Origin of the sequence: Pantoea agglomerans (assembly GCF_021397715.1) — a bacterium.
Classification (GTDB): Bacteria; Pseudomonadota; Gammaproteobacteria; order Enterobacterales; family Enterobacteriaceae; genus Pantoea; species Pantoea astica.
Genome location: NZ_CP090208.1, coordinates 312,681 through 329,092, shown reverse-complemented (window position 1 = coordinate 329,092; position 16,412 = coordinate 312,681). Strand labels below are relative to the sequence as shown.

The 16,412-nt window shown below is 56.5% G+C and carries 20 protein-coding genes, 1 pseudogene and 1 riboswitch; of the genes and pseudogenes, 9 read left to right on the top strand and 12 right to left on the bottom strand.

What is annotated here, in order from left to right; all coding sequences use genetic code 11:
• Window positions 1-414, top strand: a complete 414-nt coding sequence (locus LZU96_RS21225; protein ID WP_233988575.1) for an ASCH domain-containing protein — start codon at window positions 1-3, stop codon at window positions 412-414.
• Window positions 415-434: 20 nt separating this feature from the next.
• On the opposite strand, the gene LZU96_RS21220 is transcribed toward LZU96_RS21225, so the two are convergent.
• The 11 genes from LZU96_RS21220 to LZU96_RS21170 form a co-directional block, all read right to left on the bottom strand.
• A complete protein-coding gene (locus tag LZU96_RS21220) occupies window positions 435-1,403 on the bottom strand; it encodes a HesA/MoeB/ThiF family protein (protein ID WP_233988574.1) in 969 nt (322 codons plus the stop codon).
• A 9-nt stretch (window positions 1,404-1,412) separates the two neighbouring features.
• Window positions 1,413-2,171, bottom strand: coding sequence for a thiazole synthase (locus tag LZU96_RS21215; protein WP_233988573.1), 759 nt, complete (start codon window positions 2,169-2,171; stop codon window positions 1,413-1,415).
• Window positions 2,172-2,173: 2 nt separating this feature from the next.
• Window positions 2,174-2,371, bottom strand: a complete 198-nt coding sequence (thiS, locus tag LZU96_RS21210; protein WP_233988572.1) for a sulfur carrier protein ThiS — start codon at window positions 2,369-2,371, stop codon at window positions 2,174-2,176.
• Entirely contained in the window at window positions 2,361-3,299 is a 939-nt protein-coding gene (locus LZU96_RS21205) for an FAD-dependent oxidoreductase (protein WP_233988571.1), read from the bottom strand. Before LZU96_RS21205 ends, thiS begins: the two co-directional genes overlap by 11 nt.
• A gap of 140 nt (window positions 3,300-3,439) precedes the next feature.
• A riboswitch (TPP riboswitch) is annotated at window positions 3,440-3,559 on the bottom strand.
• A 154-nt stretch (window positions 3,560-3,713) separates the two neighbouring features.
• Window positions 3,714-4,016: a HigA family addiction module antitoxin gene (locus LZU96_RS21200; protein ID WP_094119058.1), complete on the bottom strand. Its 303-nt coding sequence runs from the start codon at window positions 4,014-4,016 to the stop codon at window positions 3,714-3,716.
• Window positions 4,016-4,297: a type II toxin-antitoxin system RelE/ParE family toxin gene (locus LZU96_RS21195; protein ID WP_233988570.1), complete on the bottom strand. Its 282-nt coding sequence runs from the start codon at window positions 4,295-4,297 to the stop codon at window positions 4,016-4,018. The genes LZU96_RS21200 and LZU96_RS21195 overlap by 1 nt, the downstream gene beginning before the upstream one ends.
• 217 nt (window positions 4,298-4,514) lie before the next feature.
• On the bottom strand, window positions 4,515-5,294 hold the full coding sequence (locus LZU96_RS21190; protein WP_233988569.1) for an ATP-binding cassette domain-containing protein: 780 nt from the start codon (window positions 5,292-5,294) through the stop codon (window positions 4,515-4,517).
• The gene (locus LZU96_RS21185; RefSeq protein ID WP_094119056.1) at window positions 5,291-5,977 is read right to left on the bottom strand and encodes an ABC transporter permease; all 687 of its coding nucleotides are present in this window, start codon (window positions 5,975-5,977) and stop codon (window positions 5,291-5,293) included. The genes LZU96_RS21190 and LZU96_RS21185 overlap by 4 nt, the downstream gene beginning before the upstream one ends.
• A gap of 9 nt (window positions 5,978-5,986) precedes the next feature.
• Window positions 5,987-6,712 (bottom strand): ABC transporter permease, encoded by a 726-nt coding sequence (locus LZU96_RS21180; protein WP_233988568.1) that lies wholly within the window; start codon window positions 6,710-6,712, stop codon window positions 5,987-5,989.
• A 6-nt stretch (window positions 6,713-6,718) separates the two neighbouring features.
• Entirely contained in the window at window positions 6,719-7,567 is an 849-nt protein-coding gene (locus LZU96_RS21175) for an ABC transporter substrate-binding protein (protein WP_233988567.1), read from the bottom strand.
• A 19-nt stretch (window positions 7,568-7,586) separates the two neighbouring features.
• Complete coding sequence (locus tag LZU96_RS21170) at window positions 7,587-8,774, bottom strand: M20 metallopeptidase family protein (RefSeq protein WP_233988566.1); 1,188 nt, start codon at window positions 8,772-8,774, stop codon at window positions 7,587-7,589.
• Between the two features lie 176 nt (window positions 8,775-8,950).
• Between LZU96_RS21170 and LZU96_RS21165 the strand changes: the two genes are divergently transcribed.
• The 5 genes and pseudogenes from LZU96_RS21165 to LZU96_RS21145 all read left to right on the top strand — a co-directional run bounded on the left by LZU96_RS21165 (window position 8,951) and on the right by LZU96_RS21145 (window position 11,714).
• Complete coding sequence (locus LZU96_RS21165) at window positions 8,951-9,103, top strand: hypothetical protein (protein WP_233988565.1); 153 nt, start codon at window positions 8,951-8,953, stop codon at window positions 9,101-9,103.
• Between the two features lie 60 nt (window positions 9,104-9,163).
• A pseudogene (locus LZU96_RS23670) lies at window positions 9,164-9,400 on the top strand (hypothetical protein); the annotation flags it as partial.
• A 6-nt stretch (window positions 9,401-9,406) separates the two neighbouring features.
• Window positions 9,407-9,781: a LysR substrate-binding domain-containing protein gene (locus LZU96_RS23665; protein WP_419149901.1), complete on the top strand. Its 375-nt coding sequence runs from the start codon at window positions 9,407-9,409 to the stop codon at window positions 9,779-9,781.
• A 419-nt stretch (window positions 9,782-10,200) separates the two neighbouring features.
• The gene (locus LZU96_RS21150) at window positions 10,201-10,902 is read left to right on the top strand and encodes a glutathione S-transferase family protein (protein WP_233988564.1); all 702 of its coding nucleotides are present in this window, start codon (window positions 10,201-10,203) and stop codon (window positions 10,900-10,902) included.
• 248 nt (window positions 10,903-11,150) lie between these two features.
• Window positions 11,151-11,714 (top strand): TetR/AcrR family transcriptional regulator, encoded by a 564-nt coding sequence (locus tag LZU96_RS21145; protein WP_233988563.1) that lies wholly within the window; start codon window positions 11,151-11,153, stop codon window positions 11,712-11,714.
• 104 nt (window positions 11,715-11,818) lie between these two features.
• Here the strand turns inward: LZU96_RS21145 and LZU96_RS21140 are convergent, their stop codons facing one another.
• On the bottom strand, window positions 11,819-12,550 hold the full coding sequence (locus LZU96_RS21140; RefSeq protein WP_233988562.1) for an SDR family NAD(P)-dependent oxidoreductase: 732 nt from the start codon (window positions 12,548-12,550) through the stop codon (window positions 11,819-11,821).
• Window positions 12,551-12,649: 99 nt separating this feature from the next.
• Between LZU96_RS21140 and LZU96_RS21135 the strand changes: the two genes are divergently transcribed.
• The 3 genes from LZU96_RS21135 (at window position 12,650) to LZU96_RS21125 (ending at window position 15,958) form a co-directional block, all read left to right on the top strand.
• The gene (locus LZU96_RS21135; RefSeq protein ID WP_069729128.1) at window positions 12,650-13,030 is read left to right on the top strand and encodes a winged helix-turn-helix transcriptional regulator; all 381 of its coding nucleotides are present in this window, start codon (window positions 12,650-12,652) and stop codon (window positions 13,028-13,030) included.
• 197 nt (window positions 13,031-13,227) lie between these two features.
• Window positions 13,228-15,435: a DUF4401 domain-containing protein gene (locus LZU96_RS21130; RefSeq protein WP_233988561.1), complete on the top strand. Its 2,208-nt coding sequence runs from the start codon at window positions 13,228-13,230 to the stop codon at window positions 15,433-15,435.
• On the top strand, window positions 15,428-15,958 hold the full coding sequence (locus LZU96_RS21125) for a GDYXXLXY domain-containing protein (protein ID WP_031377585.1): 531 nt from the start codon (window positions 15,428-15,430) through the stop codon (window positions 15,956-15,958). Before LZU96_RS21130 ends, LZU96_RS21125 begins: the two co-directional genes overlap by 8 nt.
• Window positions 15,959-16,412: the final 454 nt, after the last annotated feature.

Below are 16,412 nucleotides of genomic sequence, written 5' to 3'. Positions count from 1 at the left end.
ATGGCAATGACGCTGGAACAACTGCAAGACAAATATCCGGATGCAAATGCGGCATCGCTCGGCGACTCACCTGAACTCGCCAGCCAGCTGGCGACGCTGGTGATTGCCGGAAAAAAAGTTGCCAGCTGTGGTTCACTGCACAGCTGGCAGGATGATGAAGACAAACCTGAACCGGGCCGTCACAGCATTATCCTCAATGGTGAACAGCGGCCGGTCTGCGTGATCCGCACTACCGGTCTGTTCCTGACCCGCTTTGACCGCGTCACGCCTGAGATGGCGATGCTGGAAGGCGAAGGCGATCTCAGTCTGGAATACTGGCAACAGGAGCATCAGCGCTTTTTCCAGCGGGAAGGCTATTTCCATCCCGAGATGGAACTGGTGTTTGAAACCTTCCAGCTGGTTGAAGTGATCTGATTCACTTCGGCTGATTTGCGCTACAGGCTGTTGGCCGCCATCAGTGCCAGGCGCGGGAAACCGCGTGCCTGTAACAGCTCCGCCGCCTGTGCCGCACGCATCCCGCTGGCGCACACCAGCACGATGCGTTGATCCGCGGGCGGCTGCCAGTCCGCTATCTGCTGCGGCAGGATTCGCTGCACCTTCTCTGCCACGCTGACCGGCGCTTCCTCCCGGCTGCGCAATTCAACAATACAGTCCCTGGCGGTCAGCATCGGCAGATCGATAAAAGGTATGCCCGGCACTGCCGGTTCCGGCGCATCATCAAAGCGAAACTGCCGCAGATGCCAGTTGATAAAATCACAGTGGATCATGCAACCCAGCGGAGAGGGCGTCAGCTTCAGCAACAGGCTCAGCGCCATCTGCGCCTGCAAAGCGCCCAGCGTCGCCACCGCCGGTCCCATCACGCCCGCCGTGTTGCAGTTACCTGCCGTGGTGGGCAGTTGCGGAAACAGCGCACGATAGCCGGGCGCACCGCCGCAGAAACCGCCGACGTACCCTTTGCGACCCAGTACCGACGCACAGACCAGCGGCAGGCTTCGCAGCAGACAGGCATCCGACAGCTGATAGGTAATCGCGAAGTTATCAGCCGCATCAATAACCAGATCGATCGCGTCGAGCGCCTCTGGCAGCAGGCTGGCCGTTAACACCTGCGCCCGCGCGTCTACCTCACAGTCAGGATTGCGCTGAATCAGCGCCCGCCGGGCGGCTGACACTTTTGGCTCACCGATATCCGCCATGCCGAACAGCGTCTGGCGATGAAGATTATGCAGCTCAACCCGATCGCCATCGTAAAGACGGATAAACCCCACGCCCGCACCAGCCAGCAACGGCAGCACGGTTGAACCGAGTCCGCCTGCGCCGACCACCAGCACCCGTGCCGCGCGTAAGCGCTGCTGCCCCGTTTCGCCGATTTCCGGCAACATGGTTTGTCGCTGATAACGATCCATCACGGCTCCTTAGCTGAACTGTGCCAGCCCGAAAATCGGGGTGGATGCGGCGGCCATATCGCGCTGCTCCATCAGACCGGCCTGATATGCCTGATGTCCGGCCGCGATAGCGGCGGAGAATGCCGTCGCCATCTGCACCGGATCGCGTGCTTTCGCCACCGCGGTGTTGAGCAGAACGCCATCGAATCCCATCTCCATCGCCTGCGCCGCCTGGCTGGGCGCACCGATGCCCGCATCAATAATCAGCGGCACATCCCTGAACCAGGCGCGCATCGTTTTCAGCCCTTCAATATTACGCAGACCCTGTCCTGAGCCAATCGGCGCGCCCCACGGCATCAGCACTTCACAGCCCGCCTCAAGCAATTTTTCGCCGACAATCAGATCTTCAGTGGTATAGGGAAAGACCTGAAAACCCTCGGCGCAGAGAATGCGCGCCGCCTCTACCAGCGCAAAGGGATCGGGCTGCAAGGTATCGGCGTGGCCAATCACTTCCAGCTTAATCCACGGCGTGCCAAACAGTTCACGCGCCATCAGCGCAGTGGTTACCGCCTCTTTAACGGTGTGGCAACCGGCGGTATTTGGCAGAATGCGGGTGTTGAGCTGTTGCAACAGTTCACGGAAAGCGCCGCCCGCGCTGCCTTCGCGGCGTAAACTCACGGTGATGATCTCTGTCTCCGAAGCCGCAATCGCCTGCTGCAGAATAGCGGGCGACGGATAGCCTGCCGTGCCCAGTAAAAACCGCGATGATGGCGTATGTTGATAAAACATGCTTAACCTCCCTGCATCGGTGACAGCACTTCCAGCTGATTCCCGGCTTCGAGACGCTGGCTGGCGTAACGGGCGCGCGGCACAAATTCACCGTTCAGCGCCGTGGCAACTGTGGCCGGATCGATCTGCTGCTCCAGCAACAGTTCGGCTACTGTGCGCGCCGCGGTATCGATGCCGCGTCCATTCAGTTCAATTCGCATGAGTCATCTCCTGAGTCAGTTGCTGGATAAATTGTTCAGCCATCATCGGCGCCAGCAGGAAGCCGTGGCGATAAAGTCCATTGATCGAGAAAACCCCGTTTTGATAGCGGACTTCGGGCAGGTTGTGGCGGTAAGCGGGACGCAGGCCGGTGCCGCTCTCCAGCACGCGCGCTTCGGCCAGGGCCGGATGCAGGGTATAGGCGGCGCTGAGCAGTTCCATCATGGCACGCGCGCTGATCGGGCTACTGTCATGGCTCTCCACCATAGTGGCGCCCAGCATAAAGACCCCATCGGCACGCGGCACCAGATAACAGGGGAAGCGCGGATGCAGCAGGCGAACGGGACGGGAAAGAGTAAGGTCAGGCGCGTGCAGGATCAGCATTTCGCCGCGCACCGCCCGCAGCGCGGGTTGCATCTCGGCGGCGTGGATGCCCCGGCAATCAATAATCTGACCGCCGGGCGCGCCGGAATGAAAGGGCACGTCGGCCGCCAGCAAACGCTGCTGCAATTGCTTTAGCGCACTGCGCGGATCGAGATGGGCTTCAGCGGCAAAAAATAGCCCGCGAGCAAAACGATTTTCCAGCGCCGGTTCAATTTCACCGGGCGTGACCCATTGGTGCTGGTGAGTCAGGCTGGCGAAGCGGATCAGTTCGCGGCTGTCGCGCGGCGGCGCAACCACCAGCGTGCCGTGCTGCACAACGCCCTCAATCCGCTGCGCCCACCAGGCCGCAGCGTGCTGACCCCGCTCAATGACCTGCGGCGGCGCACTCTCCGCTTCGCACCAGGGCGCCAGCATCCCGCCAGCCCAGTGAGAGGCCGCAAGACATTCAGGACGGGTAATGACTTCGACTGTTTCACCGCGCTCTGCCAGCAGCGTGGCGACGCACAGCCCGGCCACACCACTGCCGAGTACCGACCAGCGGCTCATGCTGTCCGCCCTGCGGGCGTTGCGTCATTCAGGATAGGATGGTTCATAGTGGCCTCGTCGTAACTACGCGAAGACCCGGGATACCAGAAGGGAAAAAAGCGAGAGCATGAATGGCGATGCCCTTGCGGCAAGCATCTGCAGAGAGCGGATGCCCGTCTTCCTACGCCAGTATCAACTGGGTCAGGTTCAAAGGGTCGCTAAGCCGCGCGCTGCGCTATTAGCCTCTCAGTCTCTCTGGCGAGACTCCCCTGACGGGTTCTAGTTTTAAGTTAAGCGGGCAGGTTCGTCAAGTGGAGGGCCGATGATCGATCACAACCGCTACAAGTATGTCAGCAGTCGGCGGTCAGCCCGATAACGCCGGGTAGAAATAACGATCGTTTCAGAGCCAAACCATCACGCAGCCAGCTGGCAGGCTCACTGCGCCAGTTGTTTATCAGCAGGGGATAAGAGTTTGACGCCAGAGAGATCAACCCACTCGCGCGCCCGGTTAAGATCGTAGGATGCCTGCATCGCCAGCCAGAGCCGGGCCGCAATGCCCAAACCGGCTTCAAGCCGGAGCGCCATTTCGGGGCTGATCGCGGTTTTACCGGCTGCCACCTTACTCAGCGCCGATGGTGAGACGCCAATATGGCGGGCCAGACTGCGCAGACTCATCTGATGATCGTCGAGGTATTCAGTAATCAATCCTCCCGGATGGGGTGGGTTAATCATTGTCATTAGTGATAATCCTCAAGGTTCAGAATATAGACATCACCGTCGAGAAATTCGAAAGTGATGCGCCAGTTAGCACGCACGGTTATCGCGTAAAGATGGCATTTGTCACCTTTCAGTGTATGAAAGTTGAACCCCTGAAAGTGCCTGAATTCATTAATTGTCATGGCATTATCCAGCACCATCAGCCGCAGCATGATCCGATCAATATCCTTTGCCTGCAGACCGCTCGTGTCACCTTTTTCGTATAGCCTTTGCAATCCCTTATGCTTCCAGCTTTTAATCACGTTGATCACTCCTGTTTCTCAACGGGAAACAATATAGCAAGGTGTTTCCCTTCAGGCAACAAAATTCCCCGACCAGCCCAGCGATGAGCGGTCCGAAAAGAGTATCAATAGCTGAAACGGTGTCGTCCAGATAGGTTTGTGATGGCCTGCAGGAATTCAGAGCGGCCTCTGAAAGAGGCCTGACGCAATGTCTGCGACTTGATGTAGTCCTGCAGGTTTAACCCGCATTACGCTCAAAGTGGCTGTTAACAAACGCGCGACAGCGCGGCGAGATGGGATCGAGGAACACCTGCTCTGGCGCGCCGGACTCTTCAATCATGCCCTGGTGCAGGAAAATCGCTTTGTTGGACACTTCCCGCGCAAAGCCCATCTCATGAGTGACGATAATCATGGTGCGTCCCTCTTCCGCCAGGCTACGGATCACCCGCAGCACTTCGCCTACCAGCTCCGGATCAAGTGCCGACGTGGGCTCATCAAACAGGATCGCTTTTGGCTGCTGCGCCAGCGCACGGGCAATCGCCACACGCTGCTGTTGTCCGCCAGAAAGCTGCGACGGCCAGGCGTCGCGCTTCGCGTACAACCCCACTTTATGCAGCAATGCTTCCGCCTCTTCCAGCGCCTCTTTATGGCTGCGCTTCTGGACGTGAATCGGCGCTTCGATGATGTTCTGCATCACCGTTTTGTGCGGCCACAGATTGAAACTCTGGAAGACAAAACCGAGCTGCATACGCATCAGTTTGATGCGGCGACGCTGCTCACGGTTCAGTTTTTCATCAGCATTATCCAGCGTGACCGTCACCTCACCCACTGCGATCTCCCCGGCCTGCGGCACTTCAAGGAACGGGATGCAGCGTAACAGGGTGCTTTTGCCGGAGCCGCTGGCGCCGATCAGCGAAATCACATCGCCATCCTGCGCCGTCAGGCTAATGTCGTGCAGCACTTCATGTCCCGCATAACTCTTTCTGAGATGACTCAGCATGATAGTCGGTGCCGTCATGAACGCGCTCCAAAATAGTAAGGTGATAAACGACGTTCCAGCATCGATACGCCTTTGCTGACCAGCATGGTCAGTATCAGGTAGATAACCGCAGCACTGAGGAACACTTCCAGCGCCCGAAAGGTTGACGAGACAATCGAATCGGCAATCCCGGTCATCTCCATCAGGCTGATGGTGCTGACCAGCGAGGTGGCTTTGATCATCGAGATTATTTCGTTGCTGTAAGCCGGTAATGCCTGGCGAATGGCGATCGGTAAGGTAATCCGGGTGAAGATTTTGTATGACCCCATACCCGAAACCTTTGCCGCTTCCAGCGACTGCTGGCTGACGGCGCGCAGTCCACCGCGCAGAATTTCAGAGGTGTAGGCCGCATCGTTGAGGATCAACGCCAGTAACCCGCACCAGTATGGATCGCGCAGCAGCGGCCAGAACAGACTTTCCCGCACCGCAGGTAAGCTGCCGAGTCCGTAATAGACCATGAAAATCTGAATCAACAGGGGCGTACCGCGAAACAGCCAGACATAGAAACGGCAGAACAGGCTGCCGACCCGCGTCATGCGCAGCAGGTTGAGCAGCAGCGCCAGCAGGCCGCCGCCCAGCAGCGACAACAGGGCGAGGTTAATCGTCAGCGGTAGCCCTTTCAGCAGTGCCAGCAGCGTTTGCTGTAAAAAAGTGATATCCACGTGGACTCCTTATTCCTTTACGCGCTGTTGACCGCGCATCGCAAATTTTTCCACGTAGCGGAAAACCATGTCAGAACAGGTGGTAATGATCAGGTAGATCACCGCGCCGACGCTGTAGAAGAAAAACGACATCTGCGTGGAGTTGGCGGCGGTTGACACCTGATTCATGGTTTCCACCAGCCCGGTCACCGACACCAGCGCCGACTCTTTGATCACCGATTGCCACTGGTTACCCATTCCCGGCAGTGCGGTACGCAACGCCTGCGGGACGATAATGCGGCGGAACATCATTAAGCGCCCCATCCCGGTGACCGTTGCCGCTTCCAGCGTGCCTTTCGGGATGGCGTAAAAGGCGCCACGAAACACACCGCTCTGGTAGGCGCCGGAGATCAGCCCGATGGCAATCGCGCCTGCCACAAAGCCGTTCACGTCAAACGGCCCCTGGAAGCCCAGCGCGGTGCCGACGGTCGATACCACCTGCCGTCCGCCAAAATAGAACAGGTAGATCACCAGCAATTCCGGCACGCCGCGAAACAGGGTAATGTAGCTGGCCGCCAGCCGTTGCTGCCAGCGCGAGCCGGCAATCTGCATCCAGCACAGTACGCTGCCGAGCACCGCCCCCAGCAGCCAGGCACAGAGCGAGACGCTGACCGTGACGGCGGCGGCGTTAAGCAGCACACCGCCCCACCCTTCGTCGCCAAAGCCAAGTATCTGCCAGTCAATATTCATCAACATCAGCGGTTACGCTTTGGGTGCGACGTCTTCGCCGAACCATTTCATCGACAGTTTGCTCAGCGTGCCGTCTTTGATCATCGATTCCAGCGCCTGGTTCAGCACCTGCTGCAGTTCACTGTTGCCTTTACGCAGGCCAATCGCTGAGCCGGCACCCAGTACGCCGCCAGAGAAGCCGTAGCCGCTGCTGCTGATCGCCTCAGCATGTTTTTTCACAAAGGCGTTGAGGTTGGTGCGTGACGCCATTACCGCATCAACCCGGCCATTCATCAGGTCAGCGAAGGTCTCCGGGCCCGCCTGATAGGTACGGATAGTGGCAACATCGCCGAGATATTTTTGCAGGAAGTCAGCCTGAATGGTGGCGACCTGCACCGCGATGGTTTTGCCCTTAAAGCTGGTTTTCAGATCCTCAATCGCTTTTTTCATGCCCGGTTCATCATCGGCCGTGACCACCGTGCCGCTGCCTGGCAGGGTTGCCAGCGGCGAGGTTTTAGAGGTCACAAAGCTGGAGACGCTGACGGTGTACTGATGGGTAAAATCGATCGCTTCGGCGCGCTTGGGGGTAACGGTAACGGCATCAATGACCGCATCATATTTACCGTCGATCAGGCCTGGGATCATGCCGGACCATTTCTGGGCAATGATTTCATATTTGAAACCGGCGCGCTTAGCCAGCTCCGCCACCATATCCGGCTCATAGCCGACGATTTTGCCGCTCGGAGTGGTCTGGTTAAACGGGGGATAAGCCGCCTCGGTGGCAAATTTCAGGGTGCCAAAATCTTTTGCCTGGCTGACAGCAGACGCCGCCAGTAATGCCACGGTCAGGGAAGCCGCAAACAGACGGTTGTGCATCATCATAGAAACCTCATTTTTTTTATTAAGAGAGCAGATCAATCGCAAGGCGGGTCAGCGCCTGCGTCCCGGCGGCAATGCTGCGTTCATCCGGTTGATAGTCGGAATTGTGCAGATGATCGTCACGGCCCGGCGTGGCAGACCCGATGTGGATCTGGCAACCCGGCGCCCGTTCGGTAAACAGCGAAAAATCTTCGGCACCAAAGCTGTCGCTGGGCTGCGCGATAATCGGCTTATCGAACTGGTGCGACAGAATCTGCTCCAGCGCATCGATTAGCCGATCGTCATTCATCAGCGGTGGTACGCCACGCTGGAAGTTAACCTCCACGCGCACATTTTGCGCCAGCGCCACGCCCTCACACATCCGTTTGAATGCCGCTTCCATGTCGGCACGTACCGCAGGCGATTTGGTGCGGATAGTGCCCTGAAACAGGCAGCTGTCAGGAATAATATTGTGGGTGGTGCCGCCCTGAATGTGGCCGATGGTTAACACCGCCGAGTGGGCCGGATCGCGTTCGCGCGAGATGATAGTTTGTAGCTGACTGATGAGATGCACGGTGGCAATAATCGGATCGCTGCCCATGTGCGGGCGCGCGGCGTGGGTTGAAACGCCATGCACCGTCACGTCAAATTCGTCACTGGACGCGGTACTGGCGCCGCGGGTTAACGCTATTTCACCGGCTGCCAGTTCAGGCTTATTGTGCAGAGTAATCGCCCAGTCGATGCCCTCCGCCGCACCGTCAGCGATCATCGCCTGCGCGCCGCTGTCCGGGGTCTCTTCGGCGGGCTGGAAAATCAGCCTGACTTTCCCTTTTAGCTGCTGACGATAATGCGGCAGAATCGCTGCTACGCCCAGCAGGGTGGCGGTGTGAATGTCATGCCCGCAGGCGTGCATTTTGCCGGGCCAGACGCTGGCAAAAGGCAGCCCGGTCTGTTCGTGGATCGGTAACGCATCCATATCGGCGCGAAGCAGCAGGGTTTTCCCCGGCTCAGCGCCGTCGATATCCACCATCACGCCGCTGCGGCCGATGCCGGTTTGTGGCGTCAGCCCCAGCGCCTGTAACTGTTGTGTTACCAGGCTGGCGGTACGCAGCGTATCGAAGCCTAATTCCGGGTGGGCATGAATATCGCGTCGAATCGCCACTAAATGCGATTCCAGTTGTTCCGTTCTGGCTTTTATTTCTCTGGCCAGCAGTGCTTTATCCTGATTCATAGCAGCCCCGGCAATATTGGGTCGGCATCGTAATGCAGACTCTTTTTTTATGTGATCATGATTTCTGGTGTTTGCGACCGTTTATTTATTCACAGCATGACGCAGAAAGCAACGCGCAAAAGCCGGTCGCAGACGTTTTAAAATCAATGAGATAGAAATAACCTCAGGAAGATTGAATGAGAATCGGGCAGATCAGCAATAATATTAATAATCCGCCAGATGACATTACTTTCACTACTTATATGGTGATGAAAGCCGGTTACCGGACAGTTGAATTAAACATGCCTGTAAATATTCCGCTAATTTTTGCGGCTGTTGGTCGGCAATAAAATGCCCGCAACTAAGCAGCGTTACTTTGCTGAGCGGCTCAGCCACCGCGCAGGCCAGCGCGGGATGCAGCGGCTCACGGACTGGTGCCAGAAGCATGCGTCCGGCTGACACAACGGGTGTTAAGCCCCTACTCGCCTTATCCGCTGGCCTGCCGCGTTATGGGACCGGACTCTGCCACTCTGCGCGCGATTGCTCACTAAGTGCAGGCCATCCCGATGATGAGAACCGTCAATACGGACTGGTTGCTGCGGGTGCCGACGCTGCATTTCTCGCTCAGTCAGGATCGCCAGCAGGCCGGTTACCTGGCAGATCGGCCCGAAGTCGCGCATCCGCAGGATATTATGCAACATGCCTGTTTGCGCCAGCGTCTGCCTGGCGGCAAACGTTATCACTGGGAATATCAGCAGCATGAGCAACAGTTTGCGCTGGATGTGCCGCGCAGCCTGACCCTCGACAGCAGCGCTTTAATGGTGGAAGCGGCTGTCGCAGGATTAGCTGTGGCCCATGTGCCAGAGCCCTACGCCCGGCAGGCTCTCGACACGAAGCGGCTGATTACTTTACTGGAAGACTGGACGATTGCGTCGCAGGGTATCGCTCTCTACTTTCCGCAAAATCGCCATATGCCTGTTGCATTGCGACTGTTCGTGGACACGGTAAAAGCAGCGATGCGTGTCTGAAATTAATTCCGCTGATTCGGCCTGCGTACCCGTTAAAACGGGTTTCGGATCAGCAGTAAGCGAAAACCGAGCGGTTCAGGCCATCGTTCGCTGTAAGCCGACCCTGCCTCATCCCCGCCGGTGCCTCTGCGGCATCGTATAGTCTGCATCAGCTATCGCGTTAACCTCACCTCATGCCACTCACCTGAACATCCGTGTGCATTCGACCTGACCCGTCATTCATTCACTCGACCATCTGGCGTCATTCTGCCCCCGCCTTCAGCCAGGCAGACGCTGAAATAACGTAGCAAACGGGACGGCACATAAAATTTTTACCTAACAAGTGTTAGATAGGTATTGACGCACATCGAATCGCCAGCTAAGGTTTATCTACCTAACGTTTGTTAGGCAACTCAACCCCAACTTTCAGGATGCCGACCATGACAACTAAACTTCAGCTTTTCACTTCGCCTTCAGCCTTTCCGAACCCACAGCGTCTGCGTCTGTTCATGCACGAAAAAGGCATCGCTGACCATTTTGCCGAAACCATTTATGATATGTCCCCTGTGGGAGAACAGCGTGGCTGGCGTCATCTGAATATGAACCCGTGGGGCGAAACGCCCACTCTGCAACTGGCTGACGGTAGCTATATTTCCGAAACGGCTGCCATCGTTCGTTATCTTGACCAGGAGTATCCCGGTCGTAAGATCATGGGAGAGACCGCACTGGAACAGGGTCTGGATAACATGTGGGATAACCGGGTTTGGGTGCACATCCTGTACCGCATCGTTACAGCATTCCACGTGTTGCATACCGGCCTCGGCTTCAAGCTGGAACTGACCAAAAATGAGGCCTGGGGCGAACACTGCCGTAAGGAAGCGTTGGCTCACGCCGCACTGGTCAATCGTCATCTGTCAGACGGCCGCGAATGGCTGCTCGGCGGCGATGCCCCGACCTTCTCGGACATTACGCTGGCAACCGCCATCGCCTTCTCGAAATTCCCGGTCAATGCCACACCACTGGACGAGCGTTTTGAGTTCCTGGATGCGTACTGGCAGCGCTGGACAAAACGTCCTGCTTTCCAGGCGGCCTACGCCGATCGCAGCAGCGGCATTCCTGAGCTGGATTCGCCAGCCCGGTAATAGCTTCTCAATGAAAACGCCGGTACGCCGGGATCGCCATCCCCTGACTTTCCCGGTAACCCTGGTGATCCCGGTAGTATCGGCTGGCGATGCCGCTTTCTGAACCATGAAGGAACGGCGTCTGCCTGAGCACCCTGGTCGCAGTGAACGCAGTGCTCTGCCTGACAATCTACCTGTCACACGGTAGGTATTTGCTGTAAAATAGCCTTCTTTATTGAAGAGATCGTCCCTGGACGAAAGGCACAAAGATGAGCGTCAATTCTAAGGAAGCCATTTTGTTGGCGGCCAAAAAAATTGCCCAATCGCAGGGCTACAATGGTTTGAATTTCCGCGATCTCGCGGAAGCTGTTGGTATCAAAGCGGCGAGTATTTACTACCATTTTCCCAGCAAAGCCGATCTGGGTATTGCCGTTGCCAGACGATATTGGGAGGACGGCGCGCTCGCGCTGGAGATGATCGAATCAGAAAGCCCGTCCCCGCTTGACGCGCTGCATCGCTTTCCTGAAATCTTCCGAAGATCGCTTGAGGCCGACAATCGTCTCTGCCTGGGCAGTTTTATGGGCGCTGAAACCGATACTTTACCCGTTGAAATGACCAATGAAATTCAGAAATTTGCTGAAGTAAACATTGCATGGCTTAGTAAACTTCTGGTGGCTGCAAAGGTGTGCGAATCAGGTGAGAGTGAATCCAGAGCACGTGCAATTTTCGCCGCTATTGTCGGTGCCCAGCTTCTGGCCAGAAGTCGCGCGGATATTTCGCTTTTCGATGCCCTGGTCGATTCATATCGCGCGTCCGGACCTCTGCCTGCCTAGCCACTGACAGCGACCCGCTTTGGCGAAAGATAAAAACCGGGTAATAGCCCGGTTCGTCTCTCATTCAGCCTTTCTCTGGTGTTAATAAAACTGAACGTCATTGATCATACTTGCGTCATCCCCCCATCCACACAGATTTCTGCTCCGGCTATATAACTGCTTTCATCGCTTGCGAGGAATAGTGCAGCACTGGCAACTTCTTCAGGTCTGCCCATTCTTGATAAGGGAATGGTGCTGATTATCCCATTACGTAGCTCTTCAGAGGCCGCAAGCATCATTTCCGTATCGATGGGGCCAGGGGCGACAACATTTATTCGAATGCCACGGGCGGAGAGTTCTTTTGTCCATGTGCGGGCAAAAGAACGAAGTGCTGCTTTACTGGCGCCATATACGCCATATCCCGGCGTGCCAATCACATCGGCAATCGACCCGATCAAAACGACGCTCGCGCCCTTCTTCATCAGGGGAAGTGCTGCCTGCATAGCAAAAAGCGGTGAGCGCACATTCAGGCCGAAAATAGCATCAAAATGTGCCGGGGTGACGTCATCAATCGTCGAGTATTCCGCCATTCCGGCATTGATGACCAGCACATCTATCTGGCCAGACTCTGCCCTGATTACATCAACTATCCGCGTCAGTTCGCTTATCTGGCTGACATCAGCACGAACGGGCCTGGCGGTGCCCTTTATGGTGTGGCTGGCTGCTTCTAACTCTTCATTTCGGCGCGAGGTCAGCCAGGTCGTTGCACCTTCACTGGCAAATCGCTGGCTGATAGCCAGACCAATGCCTTTTGCTCCGCCGAGTATCAGGGCAACTTTATTCTCTAATCTACGCATCTGCTCACTCCTGTCGGGATGGAAAACAGATGATATAATTTTTATACTTAATAACAATTACGCACTTTGTTTATATCAGGTATCGAGGAATATATCGCTATGGCTCAAATTGAGAGTAATGACCTGACAGAAATAGGAAAAACCCGACCGGTGCTGGAGAACATCACCAATAAATGGTCAATTTTAATTCTCACCGTACTTTGTAGTGAACCCGTGCGCTTCAATGAACTCCGTCGCCGACTGGATGGGATTACGCACAAAGCCTTGTCTGATGCGCTTAAACGGCTTGAGCGCAATGGATTGGTGCATCGAAAGGTACTGCCGACTTCGCCGGTGAGTGTGGAGTACAGTCTTACATCACTGGCACAGACGCTTCAGGAGCCTTTTAGTGCGCTGTATGGATGGGCGCTAAAACATGGTGCGGAAATGGAGCAGGCTCAGTTGCGGTATGATTCCCGGCATGCAGAAGAGGTTTGTTGAATCATCCTGCAATCCGGGTCCACCAGTCGCCTTTGATTGACGCTGTTATGTCCGCGAAAAGATGATTACATTTATTCAGCAAACTTATCCGCGGCTCTGCCGCTCAGCAGAGTGTTACTCACCGACACGCGGATTGATCGCAGGGAAGACCCGTCGTTAACATTAAAAGTAACTCCGCAAACAGAGGCAGGGAAAGTATGAGGGAGATTGCACCCGAGGGCATAACCGGTATGCCGTCACGCACGGCAGAGTATCTTTGCCGTCAGACTGCACCACTGGTGAAAGGAGGAAGCCTGACCCCGGAGACCTGCCAGCGCATCTATGCTTTTTGTGGTATCAGACCGTCAGATGCTCAATGGCGTCAGTTTCTTATCCCGGTTCTTTGCTGTCTGGGATTACTGTCACTGGTTGCCGGATCGGTGTTCTTTATTGCCTGGAACTGGGCGTGGCTGCCGAAGATGGCGAAATTTGCCCTGGCTGAACTGCTGATTGTCGCGCTGGCGGTTGTGGTCTGGTGGCGCTGGTACAGCACGCTGGCACTCAGCGCATTGCTGGCAGCAGGGTTAAGTTTCGGTGCCCTGTTTGCGCTTTATGGGCAGATTTATCAGATCGGGGCTGACAGCTGGGAGCTATTCCGGGCCTGGTTATGCGTTCTTCTGCCGCTGGCGCTGATTGCCCGGCAAAACAGCCTGTGGTTTTGCAGCTGGCTGGTCGCTAACCTGGCGTTCCAGCTCTATTACACCACGATGCCGACCTCACTGCTGGATCTCGCCGTGTCTGACAGCTTCACCCGACTCCCGTCGGCAGTGCTTCACGGATATCTGGCGCTGCTGGCCGCCTGCCTGATTATCAGGGAAGCGCTGGCCTGGCGGGCGATAACGCATCATCCTGAGAGCTGGCTGGCAAGTCGCTGGTTCTCACGGGTGATGGCTGGATTTTTACTGCTGCTGCTGACCACCATCGTGGCCGGGAACATTTCTGACTGGGACGGTAACAACCACTTTACTTACATCACGGTCGGCTGGGCGATCACCCTGCTGGCAGGTTATTACCTGTACCGTTACCGCTATCAGGATCTCTGCATGCTGACGCTGGGCATCGCCAGTCTGACTGTTGTTGGTTGTGCGCTAATCATGCGGTTATTTCTTTACGCCTACGATACGGGCGATCTGTTTTTGACCGGTGCCCTGATGGCATTCTGGCTGGCGGTAAATGGTTCTATCCTGCTGAAGTGGCAACGCAAAATGGTTGAAAAGGAGCCGATCGATCGGGTTCCGGCCAGGCTGACTTTACTGACAGACACGTTGCGTCAGCAGGGTTTGCTAAGCGCCTCGCAGATTGAAGAAATTCAGCAACGCGATCTCGCCTCCGACCTGCCCTGGTATCTGAGGCTGGCGCTAAGCGTCGGTGGCTGGATCGCAGCGATCATCATTCTGTTACTGCTGATACTGCTGCTCTATACCGCTGACTTACTCGACCAACCGAATGCCGCCACCCTTATTCTTCCTTCACTGCTGCTCGCCGTCATTGCGCGCGGCCTGCTGCGCAGTCAGCGTGACGGTAAACATCACCTCGGGCTGGCATGGGCAATTGCGGCGACCTGCGGGCTGATATCCGGCGTTCTGCTGCAAATCCACAGCAATGATGTCAGCTTCCTTATGCTCAGTTCACTGTGTGCAGTGCCGATCCTGGCCGCGATGGCGGTGGCTATGCCCGACCGCACTTATCGATTTATGGCCATCACTGCCCTGACCTTTTTTCTGGTGCTGGCGGGCCATTCTCTGGCCCGGCTGTCCCTGTCGCCGACGGCTGGCCGCCTTGCTGTTTGCGGAGTGGTGGCGGCGATAACGTGTTGGTGGCTGTGGATCGTCAGTCATCAGCTGAGGTTACAGGCAGGGCCGTACGCTGACGCGGTACATCCCCTGCTGTATGGCATCCCGGCTGGTCTGATGTTGCTGAGTTTCCTCGGGATAAACGCGGCGTATCTCACGGATTTCATCTGGTCAACTGCGCAGTTGACTACGCTTCAGTCTGCGACAGGCACAGGGATCGCGGCAGGCTTAGTGCTGAGTGCACTCAGTCAGAAAAGGAATGGCCAGTCGCTGTTTTCGATTATCACACTGCCCGCCGCCCTGATCTGCGGGGCTGTCGCCCTCTATGCACCGGGTATTGGACTGGGCCTGTGGTTGATTCTGATGGCGCGTTATCAGGGAAGTCAGGGATTACTGGTGGTCAGTGGCGGTTTCATGATGCTGTATGTCATTGGCTGGTATTACTTCCTGGCGGTTACTCTGCTGCAAAAATCCCTGCTGCTGATGGTCGGTGGTCTGGTTTTACTGGGGCTGGTATGGGGAGTCAAAAAAGTGTTACCCGCACCGATCGGAGGTGCCAGTGAGAATGCGTAAACAGAGCCGATGGCTGGCAGGCGCAGTGATAGCGCTGGCGCTGGTGGCCGTCAATGTCAGCATCTGGCAAAAAGAGCAGGTGCTGAAACAGGGCGCGGTCATGATTTTACCCCTTGCGCCGGTTGACCCGCGATCCCTGATGCAGGGTGATTACATGGCACTGAATTATGCCCTGACCCGACCTCTGGAACTGAGGTTGTATCAGCAGGCTGAGACCTGCGGCGCGACCCTGTCAGCGCCCTGCCTGCCCACCAGCGGGACGCTTATTGTTGACCTCGATGCGCAGCGTCATGCGACTCAGGCCCGGTTTGATCACGGTGAGCCTCTGCAGGCGAATCAGCTACGGGTGAAATACCATCAACATTCTGGCTCGCTGACCGTCGGCACCAACGCCTGGTTCTTTCAGGAAGGCCATGGCGAGCGTTTCGCGCAGGCACGTTACGGGGCATTCCGCGTCGGGAGCGATGGCACGGCACTCCTGACCGATCTGCTTGATGAGCAGGGTAAAGCGATTCAGCCTTAACTATGCCAGACGCTTACTGGCCTGCCAAAAAATACTCTGACAGGCGGCTTTAAGATCCTTCCTGCCATGATGCCCGTCACGGATCGCCACGAGGCTCTTGCTGGTCTGTGGAACCGGTTATCGATCATCGCCTTAGCGCTGATATTTACTAAGGCGCTGAACGTTCCGGCATCAGTTGCCAATGCGATCTGCTGAGTTAAACCGGCCGGAGAGGTGTTATAAGCGGGCAACGGCCAATAGGGTGTGAGTAAAGCGGTCGGGACGGAAGCGGAGTAGCACAGGCAGATTATGGTTGGTGCAGCAACCTGTTGATACGCTACCGCGCAGAAGGTTCTGTCTGCTGACCCAGGTTGCCTGCTACCGGATGTGGCACGGCCAAGTACGTAACCGTCGTAATGCTTAATGGCGTGCACACTACGCGGGCTCGTTTCCCGGGGCTTCTCCCCGGGAAACG